The sequence below is a fragment of the Bacillus kexueae genome, assembly GCF_022809095.1.
GTDB classification, from domain to species: domain Bacteria; phylum Bacillota; class Bacilli; order Bacillales; family Aeribacillaceae; genus Bacillus_BZ; species Bacillus_BZ kexueae.
Window position 1 is genome coordinate 44554 of the sequence record NZ_JALAZE010000005.1, and the last position, 26506, is coordinate 71059.

Annotated in this window: 24 protein-coding genes, 1 pseudogene and 1 riboswitch; of the genes and pseudogenes, 7 read left to right on the forward strand and 18 right to left on the reverse strand. The window is 38.9% G+C overall.

Annotation, left to right across the window (positions count from 1 at the left end; genetic code table 11):
- Positions 1–245: 245 nt before the first annotated feature.
- The 16 genes and pseudogenes from ML543_RS10390 to ML543_RS10465 all read right to left on the reverse strand — a co-directional run bounded on the left by ML543_RS10390 (position 246) and on the right by ML543_RS10465 (position 16441).
- Positions 246–1568 (reverse strand): Na+/H+ antiporter NhaC family protein, encoded by a 1323-nt coding sequence (locus tag ML543_RS10390; protein WP_243387296.1) that lies wholly within the window; start codon positions 1566–1568, stop codon positions 246–248.
- Between the two features lie 98 nt (positions 1569–1666).
- Positions 1667–1773: riboswitch (SAM riboswitch) on the reverse strand.
- A gap of 128 nt (positions 1774–1901) precedes the next feature.
- Positions 1902–3338, reverse strand: a complete 1437-nt coding sequence (locus tag ML543_RS10395) for a carbon starvation CstA family protein (protein ID WP_243387297.1) — start codon at positions 3336–3338, stop codon at positions 1902–1904.
- A 312-nt stretch (positions 3339–3650) separates the two neighbouring features.
- On the reverse strand, positions 3651–3893 hold the full coding sequence (locus ML543_RS10400; protein ID WP_243387298.1) for a DUF2164 domain-containing protein: 243 nt from the start codon (positions 3891–3893) through the stop codon (positions 3651–3653).
- Between the two features lie 235 nt (positions 3894–4128).
- Entirely contained in the window at positions 4129–4980 is an 852-nt protein-coding gene (locus ML543_RS10405; protein ID WP_243387299.1) for a polysaccharide deacetylase family protein, read from the reverse strand.
- Between the two features lie 105 nt (positions 4981–5085).
- Complete coding sequence (locus tag ML543_RS10410; protein WP_243387300.1) at positions 5086–6084, reverse strand: histidinol phosphate phosphatase domain-containing protein; 999 nt, start codon at positions 6082–6084, stop codon at positions 5086–5088.
- A 20-nt stretch (positions 6085–6104) separates the two neighbouring features.
- Positions 6105–6893 (reverse strand): DeoR/GlpR family DNA-binding transcription regulator, encoded by a 789-nt coding sequence (locus ML543_RS10415; RefSeq protein ID WP_243387301.1) that lies wholly within the window; start codon positions 6891–6893, stop codon positions 6105–6107.
- 13 nt (positions 6894–6906) lie between these two features.
- Positions 6907–7914 (reverse strand): ABC transporter ATP-binding protein, encoded by a 1008-nt coding sequence (locus tag ML543_RS10420; protein WP_243387302.1) that lies wholly within the window; start codon positions 7912–7914, stop codon positions 6907–6909.
- Positions 7915–7920: 6 nt separating this feature from the next.
- Positions 7921–8772 (reverse strand): ABC transporter permease, encoded by an 852-nt coding sequence (locus ML543_RS10425; protein WP_243387303.1) that lies wholly within the window; start codon positions 8770–8772, stop codon positions 7921–7923.
- 1 nt (position 8773) lies between these two features.
- Complete coding sequence (locus tag ML543_RS10430; protein WP_243387304.1) at positions 8774–9625, reverse strand: ABC transporter permease; 852 nt, start codon at positions 9623–9625, stop codon at positions 8774–8776.
- 89 nt (positions 9626–9714) lie between these two features.
- The gene (locus ML543_RS10435) at positions 9715–10551 is read right to left on the reverse strand and encodes an alkaline phosphatase family protein (RefSeq protein WP_243387305.1); all 837 of its coding nucleotides are present in this window, start codon (positions 10549–10551) and stop codon (positions 9715–9717) included.
- A pseudogene (locus ML543_RS10440) lies at positions 10541–11353 on the reverse strand (ABC transporter substrate-binding protein); the annotation flags it as partial. The gene ML543_RS10435 and the pseudogene ML543_RS10440, both read right to left, overlap by 11 nt.
- 366 nt (positions 11354–11719) lie before the next feature.
- The gene (locus tag ML543_RS10445) at positions 11720–11965 is read right to left on the reverse strand and encodes a hypothetical protein (protein ID WP_243387306.1); all 246 of its coding nucleotides are present in this window, start codon (positions 11963–11965) and stop codon (positions 11720–11722) included.
- Between the two features lie 336 nt (positions 11966–12301).
- Entirely contained in the window at positions 12302–12949 is a 648-nt protein-coding gene (locus ML543_RS10450) for a peroxiredoxin-like family protein (protein ID WP_243387307.1), read from the reverse strand.
- A gap of 125 nt (positions 12950–13074) precedes the next feature.
- Positions 13075–13212 (reverse strand): hypothetical protein, encoded by a 138-nt coding sequence (locus tag ML543_RS10455; protein WP_243387308.1) that lies wholly within the window; start codon positions 13210–13212, stop codon positions 13075–13077.
- Positions 13213–13251: 39 nt separating this feature from the next.
- Positions 13252–13974: a tryptophan-rich sensory protein gene (locus ML543_RS10460; protein WP_243387309.1), complete on the reverse strand. Its 723-nt coding sequence runs from the start codon at positions 13972–13974 to the stop codon at positions 13252–13254.
- 571 nt (positions 13975–14545) lie between these two features.
- A complete protein-coding gene (locus ML543_RS10465) occupies positions 14546–16441 on the reverse strand; it encodes an ABC-F family ATP-binding cassette domain-containing protein (RefSeq protein ID WP_243387310.1) in 1896 nt (631 codons plus the stop codon).
- 122 nt (positions 16442–16563) lie between these two features.
- Here ML543_RS10465 and ML543_RS10470 point away from each other — a divergent pair, with 122 nt between their 5' ends.
- Positions 16564–16953, forward strand: a complete 390-nt coding sequence (locus ML543_RS10470; RefSeq protein ID WP_243387311.1) for a C40 family peptidase — start codon at positions 16564–16566, stop codon at positions 16951–16953.
- A gap of 293 nt (positions 16954–17246) precedes the next feature.
- On the opposite strand, the gene ML543_RS10475 is transcribed toward ML543_RS10470, so the two are convergent.
- Positions 17247–18548, reverse strand: a complete 1302-nt coding sequence (locus ML543_RS10475) for a DUF5667 domain-containing protein (protein ID WP_243387312.1) — start codon at positions 18546–18548, stop codon at positions 17247–17249.
- Between the two features lie 124 nt (positions 18549–18672).
- A complete protein-coding gene (locus ML543_RS10480; RefSeq protein ID WP_243387313.1) occupies positions 18673–19263 on the reverse strand; it encodes a TetR/AcrR family transcriptional regulator in 591 nt (196 codons plus the stop codon).
- Between the two features lie 116 nt (positions 19264–19379).
- Between ML543_RS10480 and kynU the strand changes: the two genes are divergently transcribed.
- From kynU to ML543_RS10510, 6 genes are all read left to right on the forward strand, one after another.
- On the forward strand, positions 19380–20651 hold the full coding sequence (gene kynU, locus ML543_RS10485; RefSeq protein ID WP_243387314.1) for a kynureninase: 1272 nt from the start codon (positions 19380–19382) through the stop codon (positions 20649–20651).
- A gap of 2 nt (positions 20652–20653) precedes the next feature.
- Complete coding sequence (gene kynB, locus ML543_RS10490) at positions 20654–21286, forward strand: arylformamidase (RefSeq protein WP_243387315.1); 633 nt, start codon at positions 20654–20656, stop codon at positions 21284–21286.
- Positions 21287–21299: 13 nt separating this feature from the next.
- Complete coding sequence (kynA, locus tag ML543_RS10495; RefSeq protein WP_419095376.1) at positions 21300–22124, forward strand: tryptophan 2,3-dioxygenase; 825 nt, start codon at positions 21300–21302, stop codon at positions 22122–22124.
- 55 nt (positions 22125–22179) lie between these two features.
- Positions 22180–23520 (forward strand): sodium-dependent transporter, encoded by a 1341-nt coding sequence (locus tag ML543_RS10500; protein WP_243387317.1) that lies wholly within the window; start codon positions 22180–22182, stop codon positions 23518–23520.
- Positions 23521–24008: 488 nt separating this feature from the next.
- Positions 24009–25541 (forward strand): flotillin family protein, encoded by a 1533-nt coding sequence (locus ML543_RS10505; protein WP_243387318.1) that lies wholly within the window; start codon positions 24009–24011, stop codon positions 25539–25541.
- A 131-nt stretch (positions 25542–25672) separates the two neighbouring features.
- Complete coding sequence (locus ML543_RS10510) at positions 25673–26494, forward strand: EcsC family protein (RefSeq protein ID WP_243387319.1); 822 nt, start codon at positions 25673–25675, stop codon at positions 26492–26494.
- The last annotated feature ends 12 nt before the right edge of the window (positions 26495–26506 follow it).

Consider the following 26506-nt stretch of genomic DNA (forward strand, 5'->3'; position numbering starts at 1 on the left):
CGTTACCATTTTAACTTTGACTGATACACAAGCATCAAGAAAAGCGCAAAGCGCAAGTCCTTAGACGAAGGGCGCTGGAGGACCTGCGAGGAGGCTTCCATCGCCACAGCAGGGCCGAAGCGACCTGAGCTGATGGCGCTTGGAGCTAGACACCAAAAAAACTGTAAAGAGAATACTTTAACACTTTATTGAACTTAAACTTTCTGTAACTATAAAAAAAGGCCTCCAAACGGAGACCTGTCTTCTTACATTACTTCTTTTGCTTCTACATGAACTTCTTCTTGCTTATTTAAACGCGGAAACCCAAAAAGAATGGCGAGCAATCCGCAAACACCAATTAAAATTGGATAGTATGAATATTGCAGGATGCTTAACGGTGATATAGAAGCAACACCTGCAGCAGCAAGCATTTGCGCACCATAAGGAATTAAACCTTGGAACGTACACGAAAAAATATCTAAAATACTAGCAGATTTACGAGGATCTACCTTGTATTGGTCCGCGATATTTTTTGCAAGCGGTCCTGCAATTAAAATCGAAATTGTATTGTTTGCCGTCGAAAGATTCGTTAAACTAACGAGCCCTGCCATACTAAGCTGTGCTCCTTTCGGCGACTTCACATTGCGTGTTACAAGATGGAGAAGGTAATCTATCCCTCCGTTATGTTTTACCACTTCGACCATTCCAGAAATTAAGATCGCTAACATCGCTAAGTCTTCCATACCAATGACACCATTTCCAAGCGCCTGAATGAGTGCCATTCCATTCTCATAGCTTCCATCGATAAGTCCAATAGCCCCAGCAAATACAATCCCACCACTTAAAACGATGAGCACATTCACTCCAGCTAAAGCAGCAACAATAACACCAATGTATGGTAAAATCTTGACAATATTAAATGATTCATTCGTTACAGTTGCTTCAGCACCAGCTGTCATCACTCCAAACAATACAGCCGTAATAATGGCTGCTGGGAGGACGATAAAGAAGTTCACTTTAAACTTGTCTTTCATTTTTGTGTTTTGCGTACGAACAGCAGCGATTGTTGTATCCGAAATAAAAGATAAGTTATCACCAAACATCGCACCACCAATGATTGCAGCCATTGACAGAGCTACGGAAATATCTGTTTGCTCACTAATTCCTACACCGATTGGCGCTAGCGCCACAATCGTTCCCATCGACGTCCCCATCGAAATAGAAATAAAGCAAGCGATGATAAATACACCAACAATTAATAAGTTTTGCGGCACGACAGAAAGAGCTAAATTAACCGTTGACTCAACCGCTCCCATTCCGCGAGCCACTTGCGAAAACGCCCCTGCCAATAAAAAGATGACAACCATTAACATAACATTGGCATTTCCGGCACCTTTCGTAAAAACTTCTATTTTCGTAGAAAGCTTTTCTTTTGAATTCATCATAAGCGCAACAGCAGATGCAATAATGATAGCTACAATGACAGGGAACTGATAGAAGTCCCCAGTAACAATACCTGAACCAATAAACAAAACTAAAAAGACAACAAAAGGAAATAGCGCAAAAGGATTCCCTTTCTTTAATTCCATGTTTTCCACCTCAATTCAATTTTATTGAAGAGGCCAAAAAAGACCTCTTCTTATCTCGCTGTAAGAAGAGGTCTTATACGTATGTATATAAGAAACCCTTCTTATCTTTCAAGCTAAAGCTTGCTGGATTTGGCACAGCACTCAACATTACGAGTCCGCTGCCGAGACTTCTTCGGGCCAGTCCCTCCGTCTCTCTGGATAAGAAGTTGCTATTCGTTTTTTCGCATCAAAACAAAACTAAGCTTACACGATTTTAAGCGTTAGTGCAATAAAAAACTAAATGTCTTATAGTTGAAAATTTTCCAAAAATAAAAACTGCCACGAGGGCAGTTTTTATACCGCATTTTCAAGCGATTGAATTGAATCATTTTTCATTTTTCTCACTTGCCATAAATACCAGCCAATTACACAAGCAGTAATAATCAGACCAATCGTAACAGAAACTTGGAAGCTTAAGTGGAATCCTTCCGGTGCATAGAATAGATAAGTGCTGACTACGCTTGTCATAAACATCGCGGGCACGCTACAGATCCAATGGAATTTCCCATTTTGTAAAAGATACACCGCACCTGTCCATAACATAACCGTGGCAACTACTTGATTCGTCCACCCAACATAACGCCATAAGAACGTATAATCCATTTGAGTAAGGGCAAAAGCGATGAGCATTACAGGTATCGTAAGCATAACAGATTTTTTCGGCGAATCGACCTTCGCACCGAACTGTTTAACTAAATCAACAACCATCATACGAGAAGAACGCAACGCTGTATCCCCTGTCGTAATCGGAAGAACAATGACCCCTAAAATGGCCATGATGCCACCGAGCGCTCCTAAAAGTGTCGTACTAATTTCATTGACAACACCTGCTGGGCCACCAGCTGCTAATGCACTTCCTAAGCCATTTGTGCCACCGAAGAATGTCATCCCCGCAGCAGCCCAGATTAGTGCAATAATCCCTTCTAATATCATGGCACCATAAAATACTTTGCGACCATCACTTTCTTTTTTCATCGTACGAGCAATAATTGGACTTTGTGTAGAATGGAAACCTGAAATCGCTCCACACGATACTGTAACCATTAATAATGGCCAAATTGGCAAGTTATTCGGATGTAAATTTTCAAATGTTAAATTTGGGATTGGTTTGTCCGTAAAAAATAAACCAATTCCAATCGAAACTGCCATGAAAAGCAAAATCGCACCGAAGATCGGATAAATTCGACCAATTAGCTTGTTAATTGGTAGCACAGCTGCTAATACAAAATAAGCAAATACAACTAGAATAGCAGCCATATAACTTAACGGAGTCACTTGAGCAATTAGCTGTGCAGGACCTGCTGTAAACGCAGCGGCCACTAAAATCATTAACACAAGCGAAAGGACGTTAATAACGACTTTAACAGTCGTTCCTAAATAGCGTCCAACAAGTGACGGATACTGCTCACCACCGTGGCGCAATGACAACATCCCTGAAAAATAATCATGGACAGCACCAGCAAAAATACAACCGATTACAATCCACACGAAAGCAATTGGACCATACAATGCTCCCATAATAGCACCAAAAATTGGACCGAGCCCTGCAATATTCAACAGTTGAATTAATGTGCCCTTCCACCAGCTCATCGGCGTATAATCAAGCCCGTCTGCCTTAGCATATGCTGGTGTTACATTTGAATCGTTAATGACGAAAATTTTCTCTACTACTTTCGCATACACAACATAGCCTAAAATTAATAGAAGAATAGACGCAACAAATGTAACCATAATTGGTACCCCCTGGATGAGAACTAAAATAATTAAAATCATTTTAACGACTCAGCCAGAGATTGACAAGATTATTTTCAGAAATTTTATAATAAACGGACATTTTTGTTTATTTTCACAAACCATTGTCTTTAAGATTGTTGCTTTTCTATAAAAAGTGCGAAGTGTCTTTATTCCGTCAACGAATGAATGATTACTAACCATCTATAATTCTTCACTTTTTAATGAAAATTGACGATTCATCACACACTCCGAAGAATTAGTCCCAACATACTGTTCAATTCTCCTGATAGCTTAACGAGACCCTTTTCGCTATTTGGTTGATCGAATTAATGTATACATTTCATCCTCTAATGACAAAAATTGACGCTCCACTAATTGCTGTGCATCGCGAACACCTGCATTGTAAAAGTGAGGAGCTAACGATTCCTTAATAAAATCAAGTAACCTCTCTGCCTGAAACTCCGAAATCTCCTCATCTCGCTCTAATTCAAAAAAGGTTTGAATATCCTCAAGCATTGCTTTCTGTTGTTCCTTTGATAATTTGTAGAACATCTATATCCCTCCTTGTCTCCATTTGCATTAAACCTCTATTTGATTAAGTCTTTCTTCTTCCTAATAAAAATAAGGTCCCCCACCAATATATCACAATGATGGAAAACCTTAATTTGTAGTTGTAAAGCATTAGTTCCTCGTAGTTAAGATTAAGACCAAAAAAATGCTTATAGGATATTTTATTTTAAAAATAGCTTTGGATCTTAGCAATGATTCTCTTTGCTTTTCTTTTTAATTAGAACACAATCGGTTCAATTGTTTCATTTAGCGGTTCAAGGTTATATCCCTGTTCCGTTAAATAGGCAAGTAATTCTTCCACATATTTAACAGTTTTGGGACGATCATGCATTAAAATGATAGGTGCTTCATTTTTCTTTTCAAGTGATTGAATTTGAGAAATGGTCGTATCAATCATGCGATGATTTCGATACTTCCAGTCATTGCTATCGACATTCCAATCCCAAAGTATATATCCGGCTTGCGCTACCGCCTCTTTATATGATGGCTTCATCCCTGGATAGCTACCGTATGGAGTTCGAATAAGCTTCGGTATTTCGCCTGTAATGTCTTGAATAGTTCGTTTTGCTTGATCCAATTCCGATAAAACCGAATCTTTCGAACGATAAAACTTTTTGCGATCATGAGAGACACCATGAATTCCAAGAGCATGACCTTCTTCTTTCATTCGTTTCACAAGATCCGGATGCTGTTTCATGTTCCCATCAAGCATAAAAAATGTTGCCTTCACTTCATATTGCAGAAGCAAATCAAGCAATTCTTTAGTTGCTTCTGTTGGCCCATCATCAAAAGTTAAATACGCTACCTTGTGAGGTGAAGGGCTTGGCTTTTCCTTTTTCGTAGGCTCTGGTATTTCTACCTTTGCTTCCTCAACCATAGACTTTGGAGGCTCTGGCTGTATAGTTTCATCTTTCGGAGTTACAATTTGTTGTCCCATTGCCAATTCTTCATTCCCATGTTCAGTTAACTTTTGCCCTATAGTAATAAATAGCACAATGACTGTCACTGGAATCATAATTGATAAGAATAACTTATCTTTTTGTTTGCGCTTTTTTCTAGTTCTTCTCATTTTCCCCTTCATCCTTCTACTAAACTTTTACCAGTAATATTTTAGTAGATTTTAAAGGTTCAACCAATACTGTTAATAAAAAAACCTGCCATTAGTATGAGCAGGTTATGTTAATGGGACATGACGTTTCAATCGTTTATCAAATGTAACTATTCGTTGAAATCCAGCCTTTTTTAATCTATCTCGTGCTTCTTCTAACATCGTTCCTAAATCATCTGGAAAATGAGAATCAGATGAAGTTGTAATGTCAACACCATATTCAGCCAAAATGTGTAGAAAGGATGGGCTTGGACACATCTCTTTTATAGGATAGCGATATGCAAGTCCTGTGTTTACTTCCGTTGCTACTTGATGCTTTTTTAAACTTTTGGCAATTTGGTGGTAATAGTTGAGCAATAGGGTTTCATCAGGTCGATAACTAAACACTTTTAAATTATCTAAATGAGCGACAATATCGAATAGTTTAGACGATATCGCTTGCTCTACCACTCGGAAATGATTTTCATATAAACTTAACAAGTCAAATTGTTCGAAGTATTCTTTTGTTTCTGGGTTATCGAACCCCCAGCCATTATAGAAATGAATCGATCCGATGACATGATCCCATTCGTAAGGGGACAGTAATTCTTTAAGTTCCTTTTCACAACCAGGAAAAAAATCAGCCTCTATACCTAATTTTAATTTAACACCTTCCGCTTCCCATTTCTCCTTTTCCGATTCGATGAAAGTAATGAAATTATCTAATCGCTCTGTCGAAACATGATTGAGCCATTTTTGTTGTATTGGCCCTAAGGTTTCGCTTTCGAGATCCATATATTTCTCGTAATAGGGTTTCATTTCAATAAATCGATATAAATGATCTACAATCCCAACCTCTTTAATTCCTAGTTCTTTAGCTTTTTTCAAATACAGGTCGAGCCAGTTTGACGAAAAAGGTCCTGCTTCGAGACGTTTTTGCATCGTTTTAGTTACATCTTCTAGCCAGTTTCTCGTATGCTTCTCCCTTTCGCTTCCTTGAAAATGATCAATAGCTTTGAGAGTACGTTGCCACCAATTGATTGAATAAGGTCCTTCTTCTAAATGTACATGATAATCTACTTTCATGGTGAATTCCTTTCTATACTTCATTCTGCCGTAACCCAATTTAGCCCTTTAATATTTAAATCATTTTCCCATCCTTTCGGAAAACTTTGATCACACACAATTACATCTACAGCTTCCAGAGGACAGATTTTACAAAATGCATCCACACCAATTTTGGTAGAATCCGCTAACACGATTATCTGTTTCGATACCTCAATCATCGCTTGTGATACCGAGGATTCCGTCATATCATAATCACTGATTCCTCCATCGATTGAGACACCACCAGCGGAAATAAATGCTTTATCAATATGAAACTGTTGTAAAAGCTTTTCAGTCATTCGACCACCAATCGATTGTTGCTTCGGATTAATTTGACCACCGAGCAAAATCACTTCTCCAGAAAACACATTGGATAGACGTGCCTCTGTCAGTACAGATGAAACGGGGAGCGAATTCGTTATAATAGTGATATCCTGCTTACCTTTTAACACTTTAGCAAACTCAAGCATCGTAGTTCCAACATCTATAACCACCGTATCTCCATCCGCTATTAAGTCTGCTGCAGCTATCCCGATTTTAACTTTCGCATCTTGATTTACGGTTTGACGTTGTAAAAAAGGTGGTTCTCCGTTCTGGTACGATTTTTTTACTGCTCCACCGTAAACTCTCTTTAATAGTCCCTTCTCCTCTAGGAGCATTAAATCCCGACGAATGGTTTCGGGGGAGACTTGGTATTGCTCTGCAAAATCAATTACTTTTACTTTTCCAGTTCGTTCGAGCGTTTGCAAAATCGCATTTTTCCGCTCTTCAGGCAATATTGAATTCATAGGGAAGCCTCCTTTAAAACACAATACATTCCTCTTTCGGGATGATTACTTTTACATTTTCTCCACGATGATACACAACATCCCGATGGAGTTGGTCCACTCGGAAAACTGTTCCATTTTTCTCAATCTCATATCTTAAAACATTTCCTGTCATGGATACCTCTTTTATTTTCCCGCCCATCGTCCAGGCTGAAGACGCTTCAATAATATCACTTTCTGAATAGATTTCTAACACTTCAGGACGTAGAGCAATCTCTTTTCCTTGTAAATCACACTGCTCGACTATTTCTTTAAATGCAATCATGGACATGACGTTATAATGCCCAATGAAGTTTGCCACAAATGTGTTTGCTGGGGATGTATAAATATCTCTTGGTTTCCCAGACTGCACAATTTTTCCTTCATTCATGATATGAATCGTGTCAGACATCGTCATGGCTTCTTCTTGATCATGAGTAACAAACACGGTAGTAATTTGAAGTTCACGTTGAATTCGTTTTAACTCTTGTTGCAAAGATTTTCGAATTTTTGCATCAAGCGCACTCAACGGCTCATCAAGAAGCAAAACTTTCGGCTCAAGTACAAGACTTCTAGCTAAAGCGACACGTTGCTGCTGTCCTCCTGATAGCTGGTGGGGATACGAATCTTCTTTCCCCTCTAATCCCATCATCTCAATCATTCTGTATACGCGGTGCTTCACCTTATCTTTCTTCTTCATTTTCAATCCAAATGCAATGTTATCGAATACAGTCATGTTCGGAAAAAGAGCATACGATTGAAACACCATTCCAATTTCCCGCTTACGAGGATCGACATTCGTAATATCTTTCCCATCTAAAAGTATAGTTCCTTCGTCTAACTCAACGAGACCGGCGATTGATCGAAGGAGTGTACTCTTTCCACATCCACTTTGACCGAGTAACGTTACAAATTCTCCCTTTTCAAGAGATAATGACACATGTTGCAATACCTTTACTTGTCCATAATTTTTTGCCACTTCTTTTATCGTTAAAAAGCTCATCTACTTTCACCCTTTTACGAGACGTGTTTTCCGTTTGACATTCGCTAACGCACTCATTCCGAGAACCCAACGTCGTTTTTTTGTTCCGTTGCGCATCGTTAAAATTGCCCATGTTAAGAAAAGAATAATGGAGTAATAGGCAATAACTACCGCACTCGTTAAATGTCCACTTTGATTTAACTTTTGATATAGATAGATTTGAATCGTTTCATATCGTCCACCGACAAGTAAGTTCGCAAGTGCAAATTCACTGAATAATAACGCAATGGATAACAATGTCGAAACTAATATACCAGGCAAGATGTTTGGCATAACAACTCTTATAAATGCCTGGATTTTCGTTGCTCCAAGAAGCTCAGCTGCTGTAAGTAATTCAACTGCATTCACGGTTCGCAAGCTATTACGGATTCCTTGATACATGAATGGTAATGTAAGAACAAAATAAGCTCCGATTAAAATCCAAGGTGTTCCTGCTATCTGGATCATACTACCCGAATAAAGCTTTAATAATCCTACAGCTGCTACAATAGCTGGGATTCCGTATGGTAGCATCGCTAAAGCTTGTAAAAGTTTTTCCCATTTAGGAAAATAAACCGTAATGATGAAGACCGTCGGGAGCATTATGGAGATACTCAATCCCACCGTCACAAGAATAATAAATAAAGAACGCTGTAGTGCAGTATAAAATCGTGTATCCGTGAATAATTCCGCATACCATTTTAACGTTAAATATTCAGGTAAAATTGAATTATCCCATTTACCCGCAATCGAAAACATAAAGGTCGCAAGGAGTGGAACAATTAAGTACGTGGCAAGAAGTGCGATGACCACTTTATGATAATAGTTTTTCCCTTTCATGCTATAAGTCCCTCCTTACTCGTTTCATCATTCGTTCATTCAACCACATAGCCCCTAACATCGTAGTCGCTAAAAGTACTCCTAATGCACTTCCAAGCTGCGGTTTTATCTGCACATCGCTTGCGATTAAAGAAGCAATTTGTAAAGATAGCAAATTATAATTACTTCCCACAAGTGCATAAGCCGTTGCATACGCTCCCATTGCATTCGCAAACAAAATACTAAAAGTTCCTATTATACTCGGTAAAAGGTACGGAATTCCGATATATATCCAGAATTTAGCATTCGTTGCTCCCAATAACGACGCAGCCTCTTTCCACTGCTTTTGAATTCCATTATAAGCAGGATAAATAAGCATAATAGCTAATGGGATCTGGAAATATACGTATACGAGAATAAGTCCTGTCCAAGAATACAAATTAAAATTAGCAAATACATCCATTCCTAACTGCGCAAAAAGCATTGTAAAAAGTCCGTTACTTCCAAGTAAAACAATATAGGAGAATGCTAATGGAATCCCTTCAAAATTCGACGTCATATTTGCAATCATTATCATGCGGTCTTGAATTTTATTCGAAAATCGCGTTATTGAATACGTCCCAATTGCCGCTATCACAATGGAAACAGTTGCTGAAATAAGTGATATGACAATACTATTTTGAATAGCCTTCATGTAATAGGCACTTTGAAACACCGTGATAAACTGAGTAAATGACAGCGTTACCCCGTCATCTGCCAAAAAGCTATTCTTTACCATCGCTAATAATGGACCTAGTTCAAAACCAATGACAAGCAACAAAAAGGGAATGATTGTGATGAACAACATCATTCGCTGTTTTTTTGATTTTTTCAAAGCGGTTTCGCTCCTTTTATTCCGTAAAAAATTTAGAATCGACCTATCTAAAAGATAGATCGATTCATTTATTTATGAAAATAGGGGGATTACGTAAGCATTTCCTTCTTTTTAAACCCAGGCAACGATTTCGAAAGCATTTTCTCTGATGCTTGAATTCCTAACAATTCACACACAAACGGTGCAAACGCGAGCTGTGGAATCTCTTCCTCGTAAATTCCAGGTAAAACAACCGGGCTAATGATGTATAATGGAACATCACGTTCACCACTTGTCGTTCCACCATGGTTGCCAGTTTCACTCATTCCATGATCAGAGGTAATGAGTATATGATAGCCCTCTTGCATCCAAATAGGCACTAGTTGAGCAAGTAAACTAGCCATCTTTAAAGACTGCTCACGATATTCCTTCGACCCAGCCCCATAAAGTTCTCCCTTATAATCCACCCCCATTGGATGAATGTATAAGAAGTCTGGGGAGAATCTTCTTCGCAAGTTTTCAGCATCAGCCATTAAATGTGAATCAGGGTAATCATCTTCCCAATAAAATAATCCATATTGAATAGGTTTAGACTCGTCCATCTGCAAACGATCTTGAGCAAAGTCGAAAGGAGCTGAATTATACAATTCACTCACCCAATAATAAGCAGCTGCCGCACTTTTAAGTCCATGTTCCTTCACTAAATGGAAAAGGCTTTTTTCTTTAGATAACCGAACCGTTTGATTAGTTGTTATCCCATTTTCAAAAGCTGGTGTTCCCGTTAACAACACTTCATATAATGGACGTGATAGACTTGGTAATTCGGACTTCACTTTATACCGTGCAGCTTGATTTGTTTCAACTAAGTGTTCAATAAATCCAAATGTTTCACATGCTGTATCAAAGCGCAATCCATCCACTACAACTGCAATGACTTTATTTGACATGTACGAGTACCTCTTCTTGCCACTTTTGTGGTAGTTGAGAAGCCGCTTCCTCCCAAACCTTGTAGTCTCCTACAGGCAACGCGTTCTCATACTGTTCTTTAGGAACCATCTTTTCGGCTACTTCATTCGGTAATTCCACATCACGAATCGGACGAGCATATCCTTTCGCTAAATTAATTTGTCCTTCATCACTTAAAATAAAGTCACGAGTTAACATCGCTGCGTGTGGGTGTTTCGCATACTTATTAATAATCGTTGCATATCCACTTACTACCGAACCTTCACTTGGAATGGAAACTTCAAAACGATCACGATCTATTTCATCAGCATACCCTAATGCGTTAAAGTCCCATAACAATGCAACTTCAACTTCCCCTTTTTCAATCATCGCTACAGATGGATCGGTTAAGCTTAAACGGCCTTGTTTTGCTAATTCTGCGAAGAAATCAATACCTGGTTGAATATTCGTTTCATCTCCACCATGTCCAATAGCAGCAGCTAATACAGACATTTGTGCCTGAGTCGCACGTTGTACATCACCGATTGTTACTTTATAATCACCATTTAAGATATCTTCCCAAGACTTTGGAGGATTTTTCACCAATTCTTTATTCGTTAACACCGCAATCGTTCCTTGGTATCCAACTATCCAATCTCCGTCATCATCTTTTGCCCAATCAGGAATTTCATCCCAATATTCTGTTTTGTATGCAATTGTTAAATCTTTTTCTTCGGCTAAAGGACCAAATGAAATCCCTACATCACCGATATCAGCAGTTGCGTTTTCTTTTTCAGATTCAAACTATCCCTACTCCTTTTGATTGTGGTTTGTTTTTTGTTTTTGTTGATTGTTTACAACTTAAGTATAGGAACTAAATGTAAAACACATATAAACCCAACTTTAAGATTCTGTTAAAAGAATTTCTAATGTCTTCATTTTCTTTACATTTAAAGTAGCTGAAAGGCAAACTATTAATAGTCAATACCTTTAAGAAACAAGACAAAACAATCCACAGAATCATTCGCATTCAACAAAAGGATATTTAGAAAAAGAGAGTAGCAACTCATCCAAGTAAGTAGATATCATTAAATCTAGTAAGGCTAGAATCTACAATAGCAACGTGTTGTAAGTTTAAATAAAAAAACACCTCACTAGATCGTGAGATGCTTACATGGATTGAACTCTGCTCTTACGCTTCAAGTATTCAGCTTCAAGACCAAGTTCCTTGTTCATCATTAATTCCATTTGCTCAAGGTCCTCTCGAGTCACTACCGGATCTAGTTCGGACCATTTCACTTGATATACGAAGTAATAGTCTCGGATTTGTCGAAATATGACTAGTGACTGTGGGAATTTTGAGAAATAGGCTTTGACGTTATATCCTCTTGTATAACTCCAATCTAATAGCTCCATTTGATCACCTACTATTAGATTAGTTGAAAAGACGACAATTGCCAACCTTATAAATAAAGGCTGTTTTCGTATGGTTTGTTGCTTTTTCAGTCATTTTTAAAATAAATTCTGAACATTGCACTACGGACACTTGCTTTCTGCGGGGAGGAAGTCGAGCCTCCTTGGCATGCGCCTGTGGGGTCTCGCCCTTTCCTCTGTATCCCGCAGGAGTCAAGTACCCTCCGCTCCATTCCAAAGGGGAAAAACGATTCTCAACAATATATTTTATACACACTATAAGCAACAACCTTTTAGAAAAGAGCCTAAAAAAAGAGAGAGTCGAATGAACTCTCCCAATTAGCGATTCGTTAAGAACGCAACAACCTCTTCTGGATCTAGACGATTTGTGTAGTCCGGATCAACGTTAGCTTTTACAATCGTTCCATCTTGATCAATGATAAACGTTGCTGGAACTGGTAAACTCCATGGATTTTCTTCTTCATTAAACTTCGCTAAATCTAAGTTTAACTGATCTTTATATAAATCTTTTAAGTAAGTAGGGAAATCAAATAATAAGTTGTAGCTCTGAATAACCTCTTTTTTAGTATCACTTAACACATGGAAAGAAAGTTCATTTTTCTCTTGTGTTGTTAGGGATTGGTCCGGTTTTTGTGGGCTTACTGCGATAAGCTGAGCACCTGCTTCTTTTAACTGATCTAAAACGCGTTGATACGCACGTAACTCTAAGTTACAATACGGGCACCATCCACCACGGTAAAATGTAAGAACGACCGGTCCATTCTGAAGCTCATCGTATAATGTAACGTTTTCACCAGTTGCGTTTGGCAAAGTAAAGTTCGGAGCTTTTTCTCCCTCTTTTAATCCAGTTGCTACACCAGAATTAATGAGTTCCTCCGTTGCTCTTGCCATTGTTTCCTTCATTTCCTCTGGCGCCTTTTGTAAAAATCCTTCACGTTGACGACGTAATTCTTCAACTAATGACATGGTTTTCCCTCCTATGGAAAATAAATTCAGTTCTATCGTACTGGAAATATAGAATTAATACAAAAAATCTGCTTATTAAAGACCATTTTTCCCATTCACAACCTAAAAAAGAAAGGGAAACCTCTTCAATGAGGTTTCCCTTTCTGCTTTATTTCTTTCGCTAATTGGTCCATTACTTCTTTGTAAGAACGGCCGGATTGCTCATTCTTCCTTTTCACTTCTTCTATATCAGTTCCAACAACGGTATACTTCTTTTTTTGCATTTTTTCACCTCAATGATATTGTAACCATACCGAGCTTCATCATGCTTTCTTTCCTAACAGGTATCCAACACCTATCAAGATAACAGCAGCGAGTACAAAAGCTGTATTCGCAAGCCCTTGCTCGATCCCTTGATTTTTCACGCCAATGCCGACAAACGCCCAAACAAAGACTAGCGGATAGACAACATCACGTTGTCGCTTTGAAAAAATTAACGCAAGAGCCGTTGCCACACATAACATCACAATTGTCCATGTAACATCTGAAAGACCCCAGCCAGACCAATCGTAAAATTCAAGCGTAAAACTGATATTCGCAATAGTCGCTACACTAATCCAACCGAGATATAAAGAAAACGGAAATAGATCAAAAAAGGAGGCATTTGCGTTTTTTACAGTTTGATATAAGCGAATTAAAATAAGCAGCAATGCGATCATTAGAAAAACGGAGCTGATAAAAAACTCATAATGCCAACTAAATATCCAGAAAACATTTAAAAGGCAGCTAAATATAAATGGGAAAAGGGCCTTTTCATACATCAGTAAGTGCCTACGAGAACCGGGAAGCATCCTAATGATCCATATAGCTAAACTAAAATAAATCAATCCCCAAATAGAGAAGACATATGAAGCGGGTGTAAAAAGAACAGTCACCTTACTTGAAATTTCACCTGTTGTTTGTCCATTTAATGGGATTGAATTAGCTAAGTAATTAATAATAACCATTATGACAAATGCCGACACATAAACAATAAATCGCCACATTCGGCAGTCCCCCTATAATCTCTTTATTACATACTATTCCACAAAAGACATCATCATAACTATTGGGGGAAATCTGCTTAAGAAACATACATGATTTTACACTCACACCCCGGACATGAAAATTTATTCTCCCCGGGGTTTCCTTTCTACCATCTACCTATCATGATCGATCATTCGGTTCATAGGTAATTTTTATTTTCACAGAAAAAGCGCAAAGCGCAAGTCCTTAGGCGAAGGGCGCTTTAGGACCTGCGAGGAGGCTTCCGTCGCCACAGCAGGGCCGAAGCGACCCGAGCTGATGGCACTTGGAGCTAGACACCAAAAAAACTGTAAAGAGAATCCTTTAATACTTTATTGAACTTAAACTTTCTGTAACAATAAACAAAACGAAGGGCATATTGAATAGAAATTTGCTAGATATCATCGTTCGGTGAAATGAAAAACAGTGGGGACTTCCCCACTGTAGTAGTTTCAATATACATTCCCTTTCGACATCAAAGGCTAGTTGATAAAACATCATGAAATCTTTTGCCGAAGGATTAAATATTTCCTCGAAAATAATTGTCGAAAATTACCCGTTATTTTCACTCTCGATTTCTTCAATGAGTAATGATAACTCTTCCCATCTCTCCATTGCACTTTCTAATTCTTCATCCACGGATTGCTGCTCTGCATATAACGTTTGAATTCGCCCGAAGTCACTTCCAGCTGCTGCAATTTCTTCTTCAAGCTCAGCTTTCCGACTTTCTAACTGTGCAATTTTGTCTTCAATTCCCTCCCATTCTTTCTGCTCTTTATAGGAAAGTCTTTTTCTACGCTCCTTTTTAGGCGCTTGCTTTGGCTGTGCGGCTTTTTCTTTTTTCAACTCGTTCTGTTTTTTCAAATCCAAGTATTCCGAATAACTTCCCTGGAATCGAGTAATAGTACCATTTCCATCAAAGACAAGCAAATGATCAACGACGCGATCTAAAAAGTAACGGTCGTGGGAAACGGTGACAACAACGCCAGGAAATTGCTCCAAGTAGTCTTCTAAGACCCCTAATGTTTCCGTATCTAAGTCATTAGTTGGCTCATCCAAGAAGAGAACATTCGGCTCTTCCATGAGCACTTTTAATAAATAAAGCCTTCTTTTTTCTCCACCTGAAAGTTTTCTTATAAAGGTCCATTGATGTGCGCGCGGAAACAAGAAACGCTCAAGCATTTGTTCGGCCGTTATAATTTGACCATCAACTGTCTTCACTACTTCAGCTACTTCTTTAATGTATTCAATTACTCGAAGGTCTTCGTTCATTTCTTCATGACCTTGTGTATAGTAACCGATTGATACCGTCTCTCCAACTTCAATTTCTCCTTGATCTGGAGCTATTCGACCTGCCAACATATTTAAAAGTGTTGATTTACCCGTGCCGTTTGGTCCAATAATCCCAAGGCGTTCACCAGGAGTAAGTAAATAGCTAAATTGGTCCACAAGCGTTCGACCCTCATAACTTTTAGCAATCTCTTTTACTTCAATCACTTTTTTCCCAAGTCGTTTAGAACCAATAGCAAAATCTAATTCTCCTTGTTGGACCGGTTGTTTTTGTTCTTGAAGCTGTTCAATGCGGTCAATTCTCGCTTTTTGTTTTGTCGTTCTCGCTTTGGCTCCTCGACGTAGCCAAGCGAGCTCTCGACGAAGAATATTTTGTCGTTTCTCTTCGTTTTGAACAGCCAGCGCTTCCCTTTCTGCCTTTTTCTCGAGAAACACTTCATAATTCCCTTCGTAACTATATAAGCTTCCTTTATCCAATTCGAAAATACGGTTCGTGACACGGTTTAAGAAGTATCGATCATGTGTTACCATCAAAATCGAACCTTTATATTGCGCAAGATACCCTTCAAGCCATTCTATAACTTCATTATCCAAATGGTTTGTCGGCTCATCTAAAATGAGAAGATCCGCAGGCTGAATGAGCGCTCTTGCAATGGCTACTCTCTTCTTTTGCCCTCCGGAAAGCTCACCAACAGATTGTGAAAAGCTCGTAATCCCTAGCTTCGTTAAAATGGTTTTAGCAACCGTGTTTGCTTCCCAAGCATTGATAGCGTCCATATCTTGCTGAATTCGAAAAAGTGTTTCCTGCTTTTTTACATCGGACGGATCTTTTTCTAATTCAGCTAATGCTTTTTCATAAGCTCGCATTGTTTTCATCACATCAGAGTCTCCATAATAGATCGTGTCTAATACAGAAGCTTCAAGATCCAACTCTGGTTCCTGTGCTAAATATTCAATACGAAGACGGTTCGCATGGGTTAAAGTTCCACCTTCTAACGATTCAATACCGGCTAATACTTTCAATAGTGTCGATTTCCCCGTTCCATTCGTTCCAATCAATCCGATTCGTTCTTTCTCTCCAATGGTAAAGGAAATGTCGTTAAATAAAACTTTTTCACCGTATGTTTTATGTAAATGTTCAACTAATAACATACTCATTATTTCGTCCTACCTTCTATACGTAGTCTTCTAATTTTTTAGTATAGCAGATGTTTGTCCAAACCTTCATCCCTTCTTCATCATACTATACTATATTGATTCAAAAGGAGGGCTTATTAATAATGAAAGCATGCATTATAAAAACTGCCTTATCCTATTTAGAAACACCTTATAAATTTAATGCTCGTTCGAATCAGACGGATGTATTTGATTGCAGTTCTTTTACACAATTCGTTTATCATCAATGTGGCATTTTACTCCCTCGAAATTCGCGGCAACAATTCCAAATGGGCACGTACCAGTCGATTCAAAACCTTGAAGCATGCGACCTTCTTTTTTTCACGACGAAAAAAAGAAAACAAAAACATGGAATCGATCGAATTGGGCATGTAGCAATTTATTTAGGTAATGGCAAGATGATTCACACTTATCCAAAAGGAAAAAAAGTGAAAATATCTTTACTCAATCAAAATTGGTTAAACACATTTATTGGAGCGAAACGAGTTTTTTAACTGTGAACAGTAGGTTCACAGTTTTTTGGGAAGTTCAAAATTATAGCATGATGAATTTAAGCTATGCTCCATTTCCCAACAAAAAAAGCGCAAAGCACAAGTCCTTAGGCGAAGGGCGCTGGAAGACCTGCGAGGAGGCTTCCGTCGCCACAGCAGGGCCGAAGCGACCCGAGCTGATGGCGCTTGGAGCTAGACACCAAAAAAAAAACTGTAAAGAGCATACTTTAACACTTTATTGAACTTAAACTTTCTGTAACAACAAAAAAAGCTCCTTCAAAGGAGCTTATTAAGATCTAGTCTTCATCATTGTCATCATCTTCTTGTTCATCATCATCTTCGTCGTCATCGTCGTTATCCTCATCATCATGCTTCTTCTGTTCTCTTTTGTCTTCTCGCGCTTTCTTACGTTCTTCTGCTTCTTCTTTTAGCTTTTCCTCACGTTCTTCCGCTTCTTCTTTCAGTTTTTCCTCACGCTCTTCTGCTTTCTCTTTCAACTTCTCCTCACGCTCTTCTGCTTCTTCTTTTAACTTTTCTTCACGTTCTTTCGCTTTCTCTTTCAGCTTCTCCTCACGCTCTTCCGCCTTTTCTCTCAGTTTTTCCTCACGTTCTTCTGCTTCTTCTTTTAGCTTTTCCTCACGTTCTTCTGCTTCTTCTTTTAGCTTTTCTTCACGTTCTTCCGTTTCTTCTTTTAGCTTTTCTTCACGTTCTTCCGTTTCTTCTTTTAGCTCTTTTTCATATTCTTCCGTTTCTTCTTCATCTATTTCCGTGCTAGTTGCTTTCGAAAGGAGTTTGTCAGATTTTTTCACGAACAGCTTCTTTAGTTTTTGTTGCTTTTTCGTATACTTTTCTTCTAATTGAGCCAACTTCGCTTCTGCTTCCTCAGCAGTCAACTCTCCTTTTTCTACTTGCTGTTGAATTTTTTCACGTTTTTTTTCATATTTTTCTTGTTGCTTCGCCACTTTTTCTTCTAGCTTTTTGGTTAACTTCTCTATATTTTTCACAATCGCTTCTTTTGCATTGTCGTTCGTTAACTTTCCTAAAACTTGTTCAAGGGCTAATAAATTAGCGGCTACTTTTTCATCTATGTCCTCAGATTGTCCTTCTTCTTCAACAACCTCATCATTTTCATTTTCATCTACTTCATCCATTTCCAAAGCGAGCTCTTGTTGTTCAAATGCTTTTTCTAATGTTTCTTTCGCAAGCTCTTCTTGACCTTCTTCAACCAACATTTCTGCTTCCAAAATTCGTTCTTCCGCAAATTCAGCTAATAATTCAGCCTTCTTTAAGTCATCAAAAGTAAGAGCCAATCGGATACGCTCCGTAAACGACTTTAAAAAGTAAAAGAAATCTCCAGGGACTAATGAAGGCTTTTCTCCTTCATCTTCTTCAACACTTTCTGCTTCAGTATTTTCTTCCGTTGCTACCGTTTGTTCAGCCTCTTCATTTTCTGTACCTTCTAATTCAGAAGTGTTTTCAACCGCAGACTCTTCAACTTCATCAGTGACTGACTCTTCTGCAAATACTGAATGACTACCAATTTGGAGGATTCCAATAGCCATGAAAAAAATAAGGAAATAAGAATACAATGATTTCATAGAGTTCACCTCAATCATACGTTTTCATTTTTATTATCGGTGAAGACTCTATTACTTCACATCGCCCGATTCACCTAAAATAGATTGGGATAAGTAGGAAATCTTTATGAAAATAGTTGGAAAATCAATATACCCCTTCTAAGTACATCGTTGTTAATGTCGTGACAATCGCTTCGATATCGATATCATTTTGTTCAACAATTTCCCACATAAACATTTCGTTAGCATAAAACCATGTCCGACCCGCAAGACTTGGATTTAGCTCTTTCTTGGCTAACCCCTTCGATTGAGCATATTGAATATCTCGTTCAATCGAAGTGAAAAAGCGAGTACGAATCATTTTCCATTTCTCTTCAACGAGAGGGGAACAGCCGATAGCCTCTTTCATCACTTTCATCATACTTCGGTTTTTTATTGCTAAATTTAAAAAAAGTTCTACTTGATGAGCAATCAATCGATAAGCATCTTCTCGTGTTTCCGGTTCGTAAGGTAAATTGGCCACATCGTAAAACTGCTGCATCAATTGCTCCATTACTTCCATAAAAAGTTCATCTTTATTTTGAAAATACACATAGGCCGTTCCATACCCCGTTTGTGCTCGCTTAATAATTTGAGAAATGGTTGTTTTTTGAAACCCTTGCTTTAAAAAAACTTCTTTACCAGCTTCCACAATTTTTTGGCGCGTTTTTAACGCTTGCATTTGACGTGTATTCACTTTGAACACTCCAGTTATTTACTTTTTTACTGATATTATATCATTGACACTATGTCAGTGAAAATTTATAGTTAAATTATTAGTAATTTACTGAATATTTATACGAGGTGATACGAGTGACTTTTACGTTAGATGATGCGAAACACCTTGATCAAAGCGATAATCTTGCTTCCTTTCGTCAAGAATTTTACTTTCCAAACGATTGTATCTATTTAGATGGAAACTCACTCGGACTTCTATCTAAACGTGCCGAACAATCGTTATTGTCCGTCCTTGATGCTTGGAGACAATTTGGCATTGATGGATGGACAAAAGGAGAAAATCCGTGGTTTTACTTATCCGAACAGCTTGGGGAAAAAATGGCCTCCCTTGTTGGAGCGAATCCTCAAGAGGTGATTGTAACCGGATCTACGACCGTCAATTTGCACCAACTTGTTTCAACCTTTTTTCATCCCAATAATGCCCGCACAAAAATATTAGCAGATGAACTGAATTTCCCTTCGGATATCTACGCCTTACAAAGTCAGCTGAAGTTGAAGGGGCTGGAGCCAGACATTCATTTAATACGTGTAAAAAGTGACGATGGCAGAACACTTCAAGAAGAAGATATCATTGAAGCCATGACAGATGAAATTGCTCTTATCGTACTTCCAAGTGTGTTGTATAGAAGTGGGCAAATTCTCGATATGAAGCGATTAACGAAAGAAGCCCATAAACGTAACATCCTAATCGGTTTTGATTTATGTCATTCAATCGGTTCCATCCCCCATGCATTAAGTGAATGGGGAGTCGATTTTGCCTTTTGGTGTACGTATAAACATTTAAATGGTGGACCGGGAAGTGTCGCAGCACTTTATGTCAATCAAAGACATTTTGGACAAATACCAGGTTTAGCTGGATGGTTTAGCTCTCATAAATCGAAACAATTTGATATGGAGCATACGTTATCTCCTGCAGGTGATGTTGGTGCATTTCAAATTGGAACGCCACACGTCTTAAGTATGGCACCCTTGATCGGTGCGCTTGAAATCTTTTTAGAAGCAGGAATTGAAAACATTCGTCAAAAGTCTTTATCATTAACACGCTTTTTCATCAATTTAATTCAACAAGAATTAGCGGAATACAATTTTACAATTGGAAATCCAATCGAGGACGCGCATCGCGGAGGTCACCTTTTTTTAGAACATAAAGAAGCAGCCCGAATTTGTAAAGCATTAAAGGACAAGAATATTATTCCAGACTTCCGATCACCGAACGGAATTCGCCTCGCACCCGTAGCGCTATATAACTCGTATGTTGACGTCTGGAACACTGTGCAAACATTAAAGGACATTATGAAAAACGAGACGTATAAGCAATATGAAAATAAACGGGAAGTGGTGGCATAGCGATGTGGATTGATATCTCCCAAACCTTCCATAATGAAATTGCACATTGGCCAGGCGACACACCATTCTCTTATGCCATAACATTTCCAAAGTCGGTGACTGGATCCGTCAATATTGGAAAAATAACCACAAGTGTGCACACAGGCACACATGTCGATGCACCGTTCCATTTTAATGACAATGGGGAAACAATAGAACAATTGGATATTCAACCCTTTATCGGGACAGCACTACTCGTTGACGTATCAGCCTATGACCATATCACTGTAAACGTTTTCTCGGATTGCGACTTTTCAAAGGCGAACCAACTATTACTTCGAACGGTGAGAAAGCAAAATCAAGATCAATTCCCAGTAAAGATCCCGACTATTTCACCTGACATAGCGCCATTCCTACGAGAGAAGGGTATTCGACTACTTGGCGTTGATGTACCATCTGTAGACCCATTAGATAGTAAAGATATGGAATCCCATCACACTCTTTATCAACACGGCATTGCCATACTAGAGAATGTTGTGCTTCATCATCTAACAACCGGTTTGTATGATCTAATTGCTTTACCTCTCAAAATCAAAGGAGCTGACGGCAGCCCAGTTCGTGCCGTCGTTCGAAAATGGAGGGATTCGAATGAGTAAGCACTTATCAGAAATGGAAAACGAAAAAGGAATTCAAACGGACTTTAAAAACAGAATGACTTACGGAGAATATTTACAATTAGATCAAATTTTATCTGCTCAAAATCGCCTTTCCGACCATCACGATGAAATGCTCTTTATCGTCATTCATCAAGTAAGTGAACTGTGGATGAAACTGATTTTACATGAACTTCGAGAAGCCATTGCATGTATTGAAAGAGACGAACTTGACCCTGCGTTTAAAATGCTTGCGCGTGTATCAAAAATTCAATCTCAAATCATATCAGCTTGGGATGTACTCTCTACCCTTACACCATCTGAATATATGCAATTCCGGGACAAGCTAGGGCAAGCTTCAGGCTTCCAATCCTATCAATATCGAATGATTGAATTTGCACTAGGCTATAAATCAGACCATGTTTTAAAAATTTATGAAAAAGATGAAAAACTTATTGAAGAATTAAAAGAAGCTTATGCTGCTCCAAGTATTTATGATGTTGCCATTAAACAACTCAAAAACGCTGGTTTTTCAATCCCAGATGAGCTCGTGAATCGAGACTACACAAAACCGTATAAGGGAGATCCTGCGGTAGAAGCTGCTTGGCTTGAAGTTTATAAAGATGTAGAAACGTACTGGAATTTATACGAGCTAGCCGAAAAACTTATTGATATCGAGGATTGGATTCAGCAGTGGCGCTTTCGTCATATGAAAACGGTTGAGCGCATAATCGGACATAAGATGGGTACTGGAGGGTCATCTGGCGTCACCTATTTAAAGAAAGTGCTTGATCATTCGTTCTTTCCTGAATTATGGGATATTCGCACGAAGCTTTCCTAATCTTTAAATCACATAAGTTAAAGACAACTTTCGATTCAAAGGGGTGGATAATGGGATGGAGAACCGTCGGGATCAATGGTCATCTAAACTAGGGTTTATATTATCATCGGCTGGGGCAGCAATTGGACTAGGTGCAATTTGGAAATTCCCTTATGTAACGGGTATGAGCGGTGGAGGTGCGTTTTTTCTTATTTTCATCGCATTCACGGTTTTAATTGGGTTACCTATGCTCATTTCAGAATTTATTATTGGCAGAGGGGCTCAGAAAGAAGCCATTAGCGCTTATCAAAAGCTCGCACCGAACTCTCATTGGGTATGGGTAGGTCGACTGGGTGTGGTTGGATGTTTTTTACTCCTTTCTTTTTATAGTGTCGTAGGAGGCTGGGTGCTTATTTACGCAGCCATGTCGATACTAGGTATGATCATTCAAGAGGGCGCGCAGTATCCAGACCTTTTTGGTATGGTTATATCCTCACCTGGAATTACCTTTTTAGGGTTATTTCTATTCTTGTTGATGAATGTTTTAGTTTTATCATTTGGTATTCAAAACGGAATCGAACGGGCGAACAAATATTTAATGCCGTTATTATTTGTCTTCTTCATCGTATTAGTCATTCGTTCCCTAACACTAGACGGGGCAATAGAAGGGGTACGCTTTTTCTTAACACCAAGTTTTGAGAATATAACAAGTGAGGCAATTCTTTATGCACTTGGCCAATCCTTTTTTGCTTTAGCTGTTGGGTTTTCATGCATGGTAACGTACAGCTCATACTTAAAGAAGGATGTCAATATTCCTCGCGCAGCAAGCTGGGTGGTCATCATGAACATATTTGTATCCATGCTTGCGGGACTTGCCATCTTCCCTGCAGTCTTTTCCTTTGGGCTAGAGCCTGCTGAAGGGCCGGGTCTTTTATTTATCGTTTTACCGACCGTCTTTAGTCAGATGCCGTTTGGTGAGTTGTTTTTAAGTTTATTTTTACTTTTATTCTTGTTTGCCACATTGACGAGCTCATTTAGTTTACTTGAAATTATCGTTTCAGCCTTCACTGCTAACGGAACGCGCTCACGTCCGAGAGTAGCATGGATATCAGGTCTTATTGTATTTATTGCAGGAATTCCAGCTGCTCTATCGTTCAGTCTACTATCAGAATATCAACTGTTTGGAAAAACAGTTTTTGATGCGACCGATTTTCTCGTGAGCAATCTATTATTACCGATTGGTTGCTTACTCATTGCTCTCTTTATCGTTCATAAAATGGACCAACAACTCGTACAGGAGGAATTTCTCCTAGGGAGTCAGGAAAATCATTCGCTCTATCGAATATGGCGACTACTAATGAAATGGCTTGTGCCAATTAGTATTATCGTCGTCTTTATCAACTTACTCACTTCTTAAAGGTAACGCTTTTCTAACCTTAATTAGGAAGCTGTCCAAAAAGCTTTTTTATCGTAAATTAAAATGCGTTAATCTCATCCGGTGGCGGACGTTTTCCGCACTTGCACAGGACGTATTCGCCTCTGCGTTGGCCACAGAACGTGGCCGCCTTTAGCAGAGGTTCATTCAATTATTGCCTCCTCGACTCACAAGCTCATCTGTGGGGTCTTCAGCTTGTGCTGTTCCCGCTGGAGTCGCCGCCACCTTTCTTTCATTCAAAACCAATAGGAGAAATGCTAGCTACTTATCATCTCCCATGCATTAAAGAGACTTAGCAGACAGCCCCTATTCAATGGAATTTACACCCCCTTTTTTTATATAAAATTCCATAACATGAAACTTTATCCTTATATTGTTCGTAAAAAATAGTGGAAGAAACATTTGAACGAATGAGTCGCGACTGTTCTTGTTCAACGTTGTTTCACATTATTTTTTGAGGGGGATATACCATGTTAGAAGCAATAGGATTCATGATTTTTCTCGTACCCATATTGATTTTAGCTGCAATTGGTGCCGGCATCTGGTGGTTTATTATGAAAACACGCTATAAAACAGCAAAGTCAAACCAAGCGCTCATTATTGCAGGACCTAAGCTAGGCGACCCGAAAAAAGAGACAAATATATTCACTGATGAAGAAGGTCGAGCTATTAAAATCATTCGTGGTGGTGGTCATTTACTTCGAATGCACCAAACGGCAACTCCAATTGATTTAACTTCCTTTCAACTAAAACTAACGACACCAAAAGTATATACGAGTGGAGGAGTTCCAATCGTTGCAGATGCTGTCGCGATGGTGAAAGTAGCCGATACATTAAAAGGAATAGCCATTTATGCGGAGCAATTCTTAGGTAAAAAGCAACAAGAGATTGAAGCGGAAATTGGGGAAGTTTTAAGCGCAAATCTTCGCGCGATTCTTTCCAAAATGACCGTAGAAGAAATAAACGAAGACCGTGAAGCCTTTAATGCGCAAGTAACGGAAATCGCTCAAAAGCAATTGGATGAAATGGGATTTAAAATCACATCCCTCGGGCTAACCGATTTACGAGATGCAGACCCTGAAAACGGTTATTTAGAAAACCTTGGCCGTCCGCGTATTGCGGAAGTCCGTAAAAAAGCGGAAATTGCTGAAGCAGATAGTGATAAAGAAACACGAATTCACCGTGCTAAAGCAGATCAAGAAGCAAAGGAAGAAGAGTACAAACGACAAATCGAAATCGCACAGGCTCAAAAAGAAAAAGATTTAAAGGATGCAGCTATTAAAGAAGAAACAGAGCGAGCGCGTGCTAAATCAGAGCAAGCTTACGAGTTAGAAAAATCCATTCTTGAAAAGCAAGTACAAGAGGAACAATTAAAACTAATGGCCCAGAAAAAAGAAGAAGAGCTACGCATTAAAAAGCTCGAGCGTGAACACGCAGTTAAACTTGAAGCTCAAGAAAGCGAGATTCGAAAAGCCAAAGCAGATGCTGAATATTACGAAACAACGAAACGAGCAGAAGCAGATGCGCGTAAAGCTGAGATTGACGGCTTAGCTCAAGCAGAAATTAAACGTAAACAAGGTTTAGCAGAAGCAGAAGTCATCCGTAAACGTGGAGAAGCGGAAGCGGAAGCAAAGCGCATGCTTGCTGAAGCTATTGCCAAGCATGGTGAAGTCGTCATTTTAGAAAAACTAATCGATATGCTACCAGCTTACGCTGAAAAAGTGGCTCAACCTCTATCAAATATCGACTCAGTCAAAATCATTGACACTGGAAATGGCGAGGGAGTCAGTTCATTCGGAAAAAGCGTCACGAATACGATGCTACAACTTCAAGAGCCACTGAAAGAATTAACTGGTGTAGACTTATCAAAGCTTTTAAGTGACTTAGCTAATCGAGGAAATACGCATACAGTTGTTCGAACAGAAGTGACCAATGAAGCGTCGAATGAGACGCCAAACGACACAACTGTAAAACAAGAAGAAGAACTAGACCAAAACGAATAAAACTTTATTAAAGCCGACAAATAGTCGGCTTTTCTTATTCTTTCGGAACCTTTCTCACTCATAATTCGTACGACATGTTAGAATAATTTTCAGCGTAATTGGCATTGTTAACGTATAAGAGGTGACCTTAATTGACACAAACAGAATCACGTAACGAGTTACTTACACATCTAGAAGAAATTCGGAAATGGGAGGAAGACCAAAAGGGTCTATGGTTTTGGGAGCGTATTAGCCGCCTTCCCTTTAAAATTCTCGACCGCCTCACTCCCCAATTGATCCACAAGAAGATTGGACAAGCTTTAGATGAAATCGGAAGCTATCTTCAAACAGGTGGAAAATATTTAGTATCGGAAAAAAGTATTACGAAACGCTATGAAAAGAAACTAAACATTGAGGGAATAGACTTAGCAGACATTGCAAAGCAGCCCATAGCGGTAATGGATGAAATTAGTGACAACATTATCGCCTCAAGGGCGAAGATTGCCATGACACAAGGGGCAACCACTGGGATTGGTGGGCTTTTCACGTTGACAATTGATATCCCGCTTATCCTCGGTCTTTCTCTAAAAACACTCCAAGAAATCGCCCTCACTTATGGATTTGACCCAAATGACAAACGGGAGCGAGTATTTATCATTAAGTGCCTTCAATTTGCTTCATCAGATATTGTCGGTAAGAAAGCGATTATCGAAGAATTGGCTACTTACGACGAGCCTAATGAAAATGTTAATCGAAAGATGATTTCACAGGTACAAGGCTGGCGGGAAGTAATGGTCAGTTATCGGGACAACTTTGGTTGGAAGAAGCTCTTACAAATGGTGCCCATTGCCGGAATTTTATTTGGGTCATTTGTTAATAAATCAATGATTGAAGATATTGGAGAGGCTGGTAAGATGCTGTACAAAAAGCGCCGAATTTTACAGAAGCTAGAAAACTCTACCCCCCAGAAATAATCTGGGGGATTT

Coding starts and splice junctions, on each gene's coding strand:
- ML543_RS10390 (WP_243387296.1), bottom strand. CDS start 1,568: ATGGAATTAAAGAAAGGGAATCCTTTTGCGCTATTTCCTTTTGTTGTC.
- ML543_RS10395 (WP_243387297.1), bottom strand. CDS start 3,338: ATGGTTACATTTGTTGCGTCTATTCTTCTATTAATTTTAGGCTATGTT.
- ML543_RS10400 (WP_243387298.1), bottom strand. CDS start 3,893: ATGTTCTACAAATTATCAAAGGAACAACAGAAAGCAATGCTTGAGGAT.
- ML543_RS10405 (WP_243387299.1), bottom strand. CDS start 4,980: ATGAGAAGAACTAGAAAAAAGCGCAAACAAAAAGATAAGTTATTCTTA.
- ML543_RS10410 (WP_243387300.1), bottom strand. CDS start 6,084: ATGAAAGTAGATTATCATGTACATTTAGAAGAAGGACCTTATTCAATC.
- ML543_RS10415 (WP_243387301.1), bottom strand. CDS start 6,893: ATGAATTCAATATTGCCTGAAGAGCGGAAAAATGCGATTTTGCAAACG.
- ML543_RS10420 (WP_243387302.1), bottom strand. CDS start 7,914: ATGAGCTTTTTAACGATAAAAGAAGTGGCAAAAAATTATGGACAAGTA.
- ML543_RS10425 (WP_243387303.1), bottom strand. CDS start 8,772: ATGAAAGGGAAAAACTATTATCATAAAGTGGTCATCGCACTTCTTGCC.
- ML543_RS10435 (WP_243387305.1), bottom strand. CDS start 10,551: ATGTCAAATAAAGTCATTGCAGTTGTAGTGGATGGATTGCGCTTTGAT.
- ML543_RS10445 (WP_243387306.1), bottom strand. CDS start 11,965: ATGGAGCTATTAGATTGGAGTTATACAAGAGGATATAACGTCAAAGCC.
- ML543_RS10450 (WP_243387307.1), bottom strand. CDS start 12,949: ATGTCATTAGTTGAAGAATTACGTCGTCAACGTGAAGGATTTTTACAA.
- ML543_RS10455 (WP_243387308.1), bottom strand. CDS start 13,212: ATGCAAAAAAAGAAGTATACCGTTGTTGGAACTGATATAGAAGAAGTG.
- ML543_RS10460 (WP_243387309.1), bottom strand. CDS start 13,974: ATGTGGCGATTTATTGTTTATGTGTCGGCATTTGTCATAATGGTTATT.
- ML543_RS10465 (WP_243387310.1), bottom strand. CDS start 16,441: ATGAGTATGTTATTAGTTGAACATTTACATAAAACATACGGTGAAAAA.
- ML543_RS10470 (WP_243387311.1), top strand. CDS start 16,564: ATGAAAGCATGCATTATAAAAACTGCCTTATCCTATTTAGAAACACCT.
- ML543_RS10475 (WP_243387312.1), bottom strand. CDS start 18,548: ATGAAATCATTGTATTCTTATTTCCTTATTTTTTTCATGGCTATTGGA.
- kynB (WP_243387315.1), top strand. CDS start 20,654: ATGTGGATTGATATCTCCCAAACCTTCCATAATGAAATTGCACATTGG.
- kynA (WP_419095376.1), top strand. CDS start 21,300: ATGGAAAACGAAAAAGGAATTCAAACGGACTTTAAAAACAGAATGACT.
- ML543_RS10500 (WP_243387317.1), top strand. CDS start 22,180: ATGGAGAACCGTCGGGATCAATGGTCATCTAAACTAGGGTTTATATTA.
- ML543_RS10505 (WP_243387318.1), top strand. CDS start 24,009: ATGTTAGAAGCAATAGGATTCATGATTTTTCTCGTACCCATATTGATT.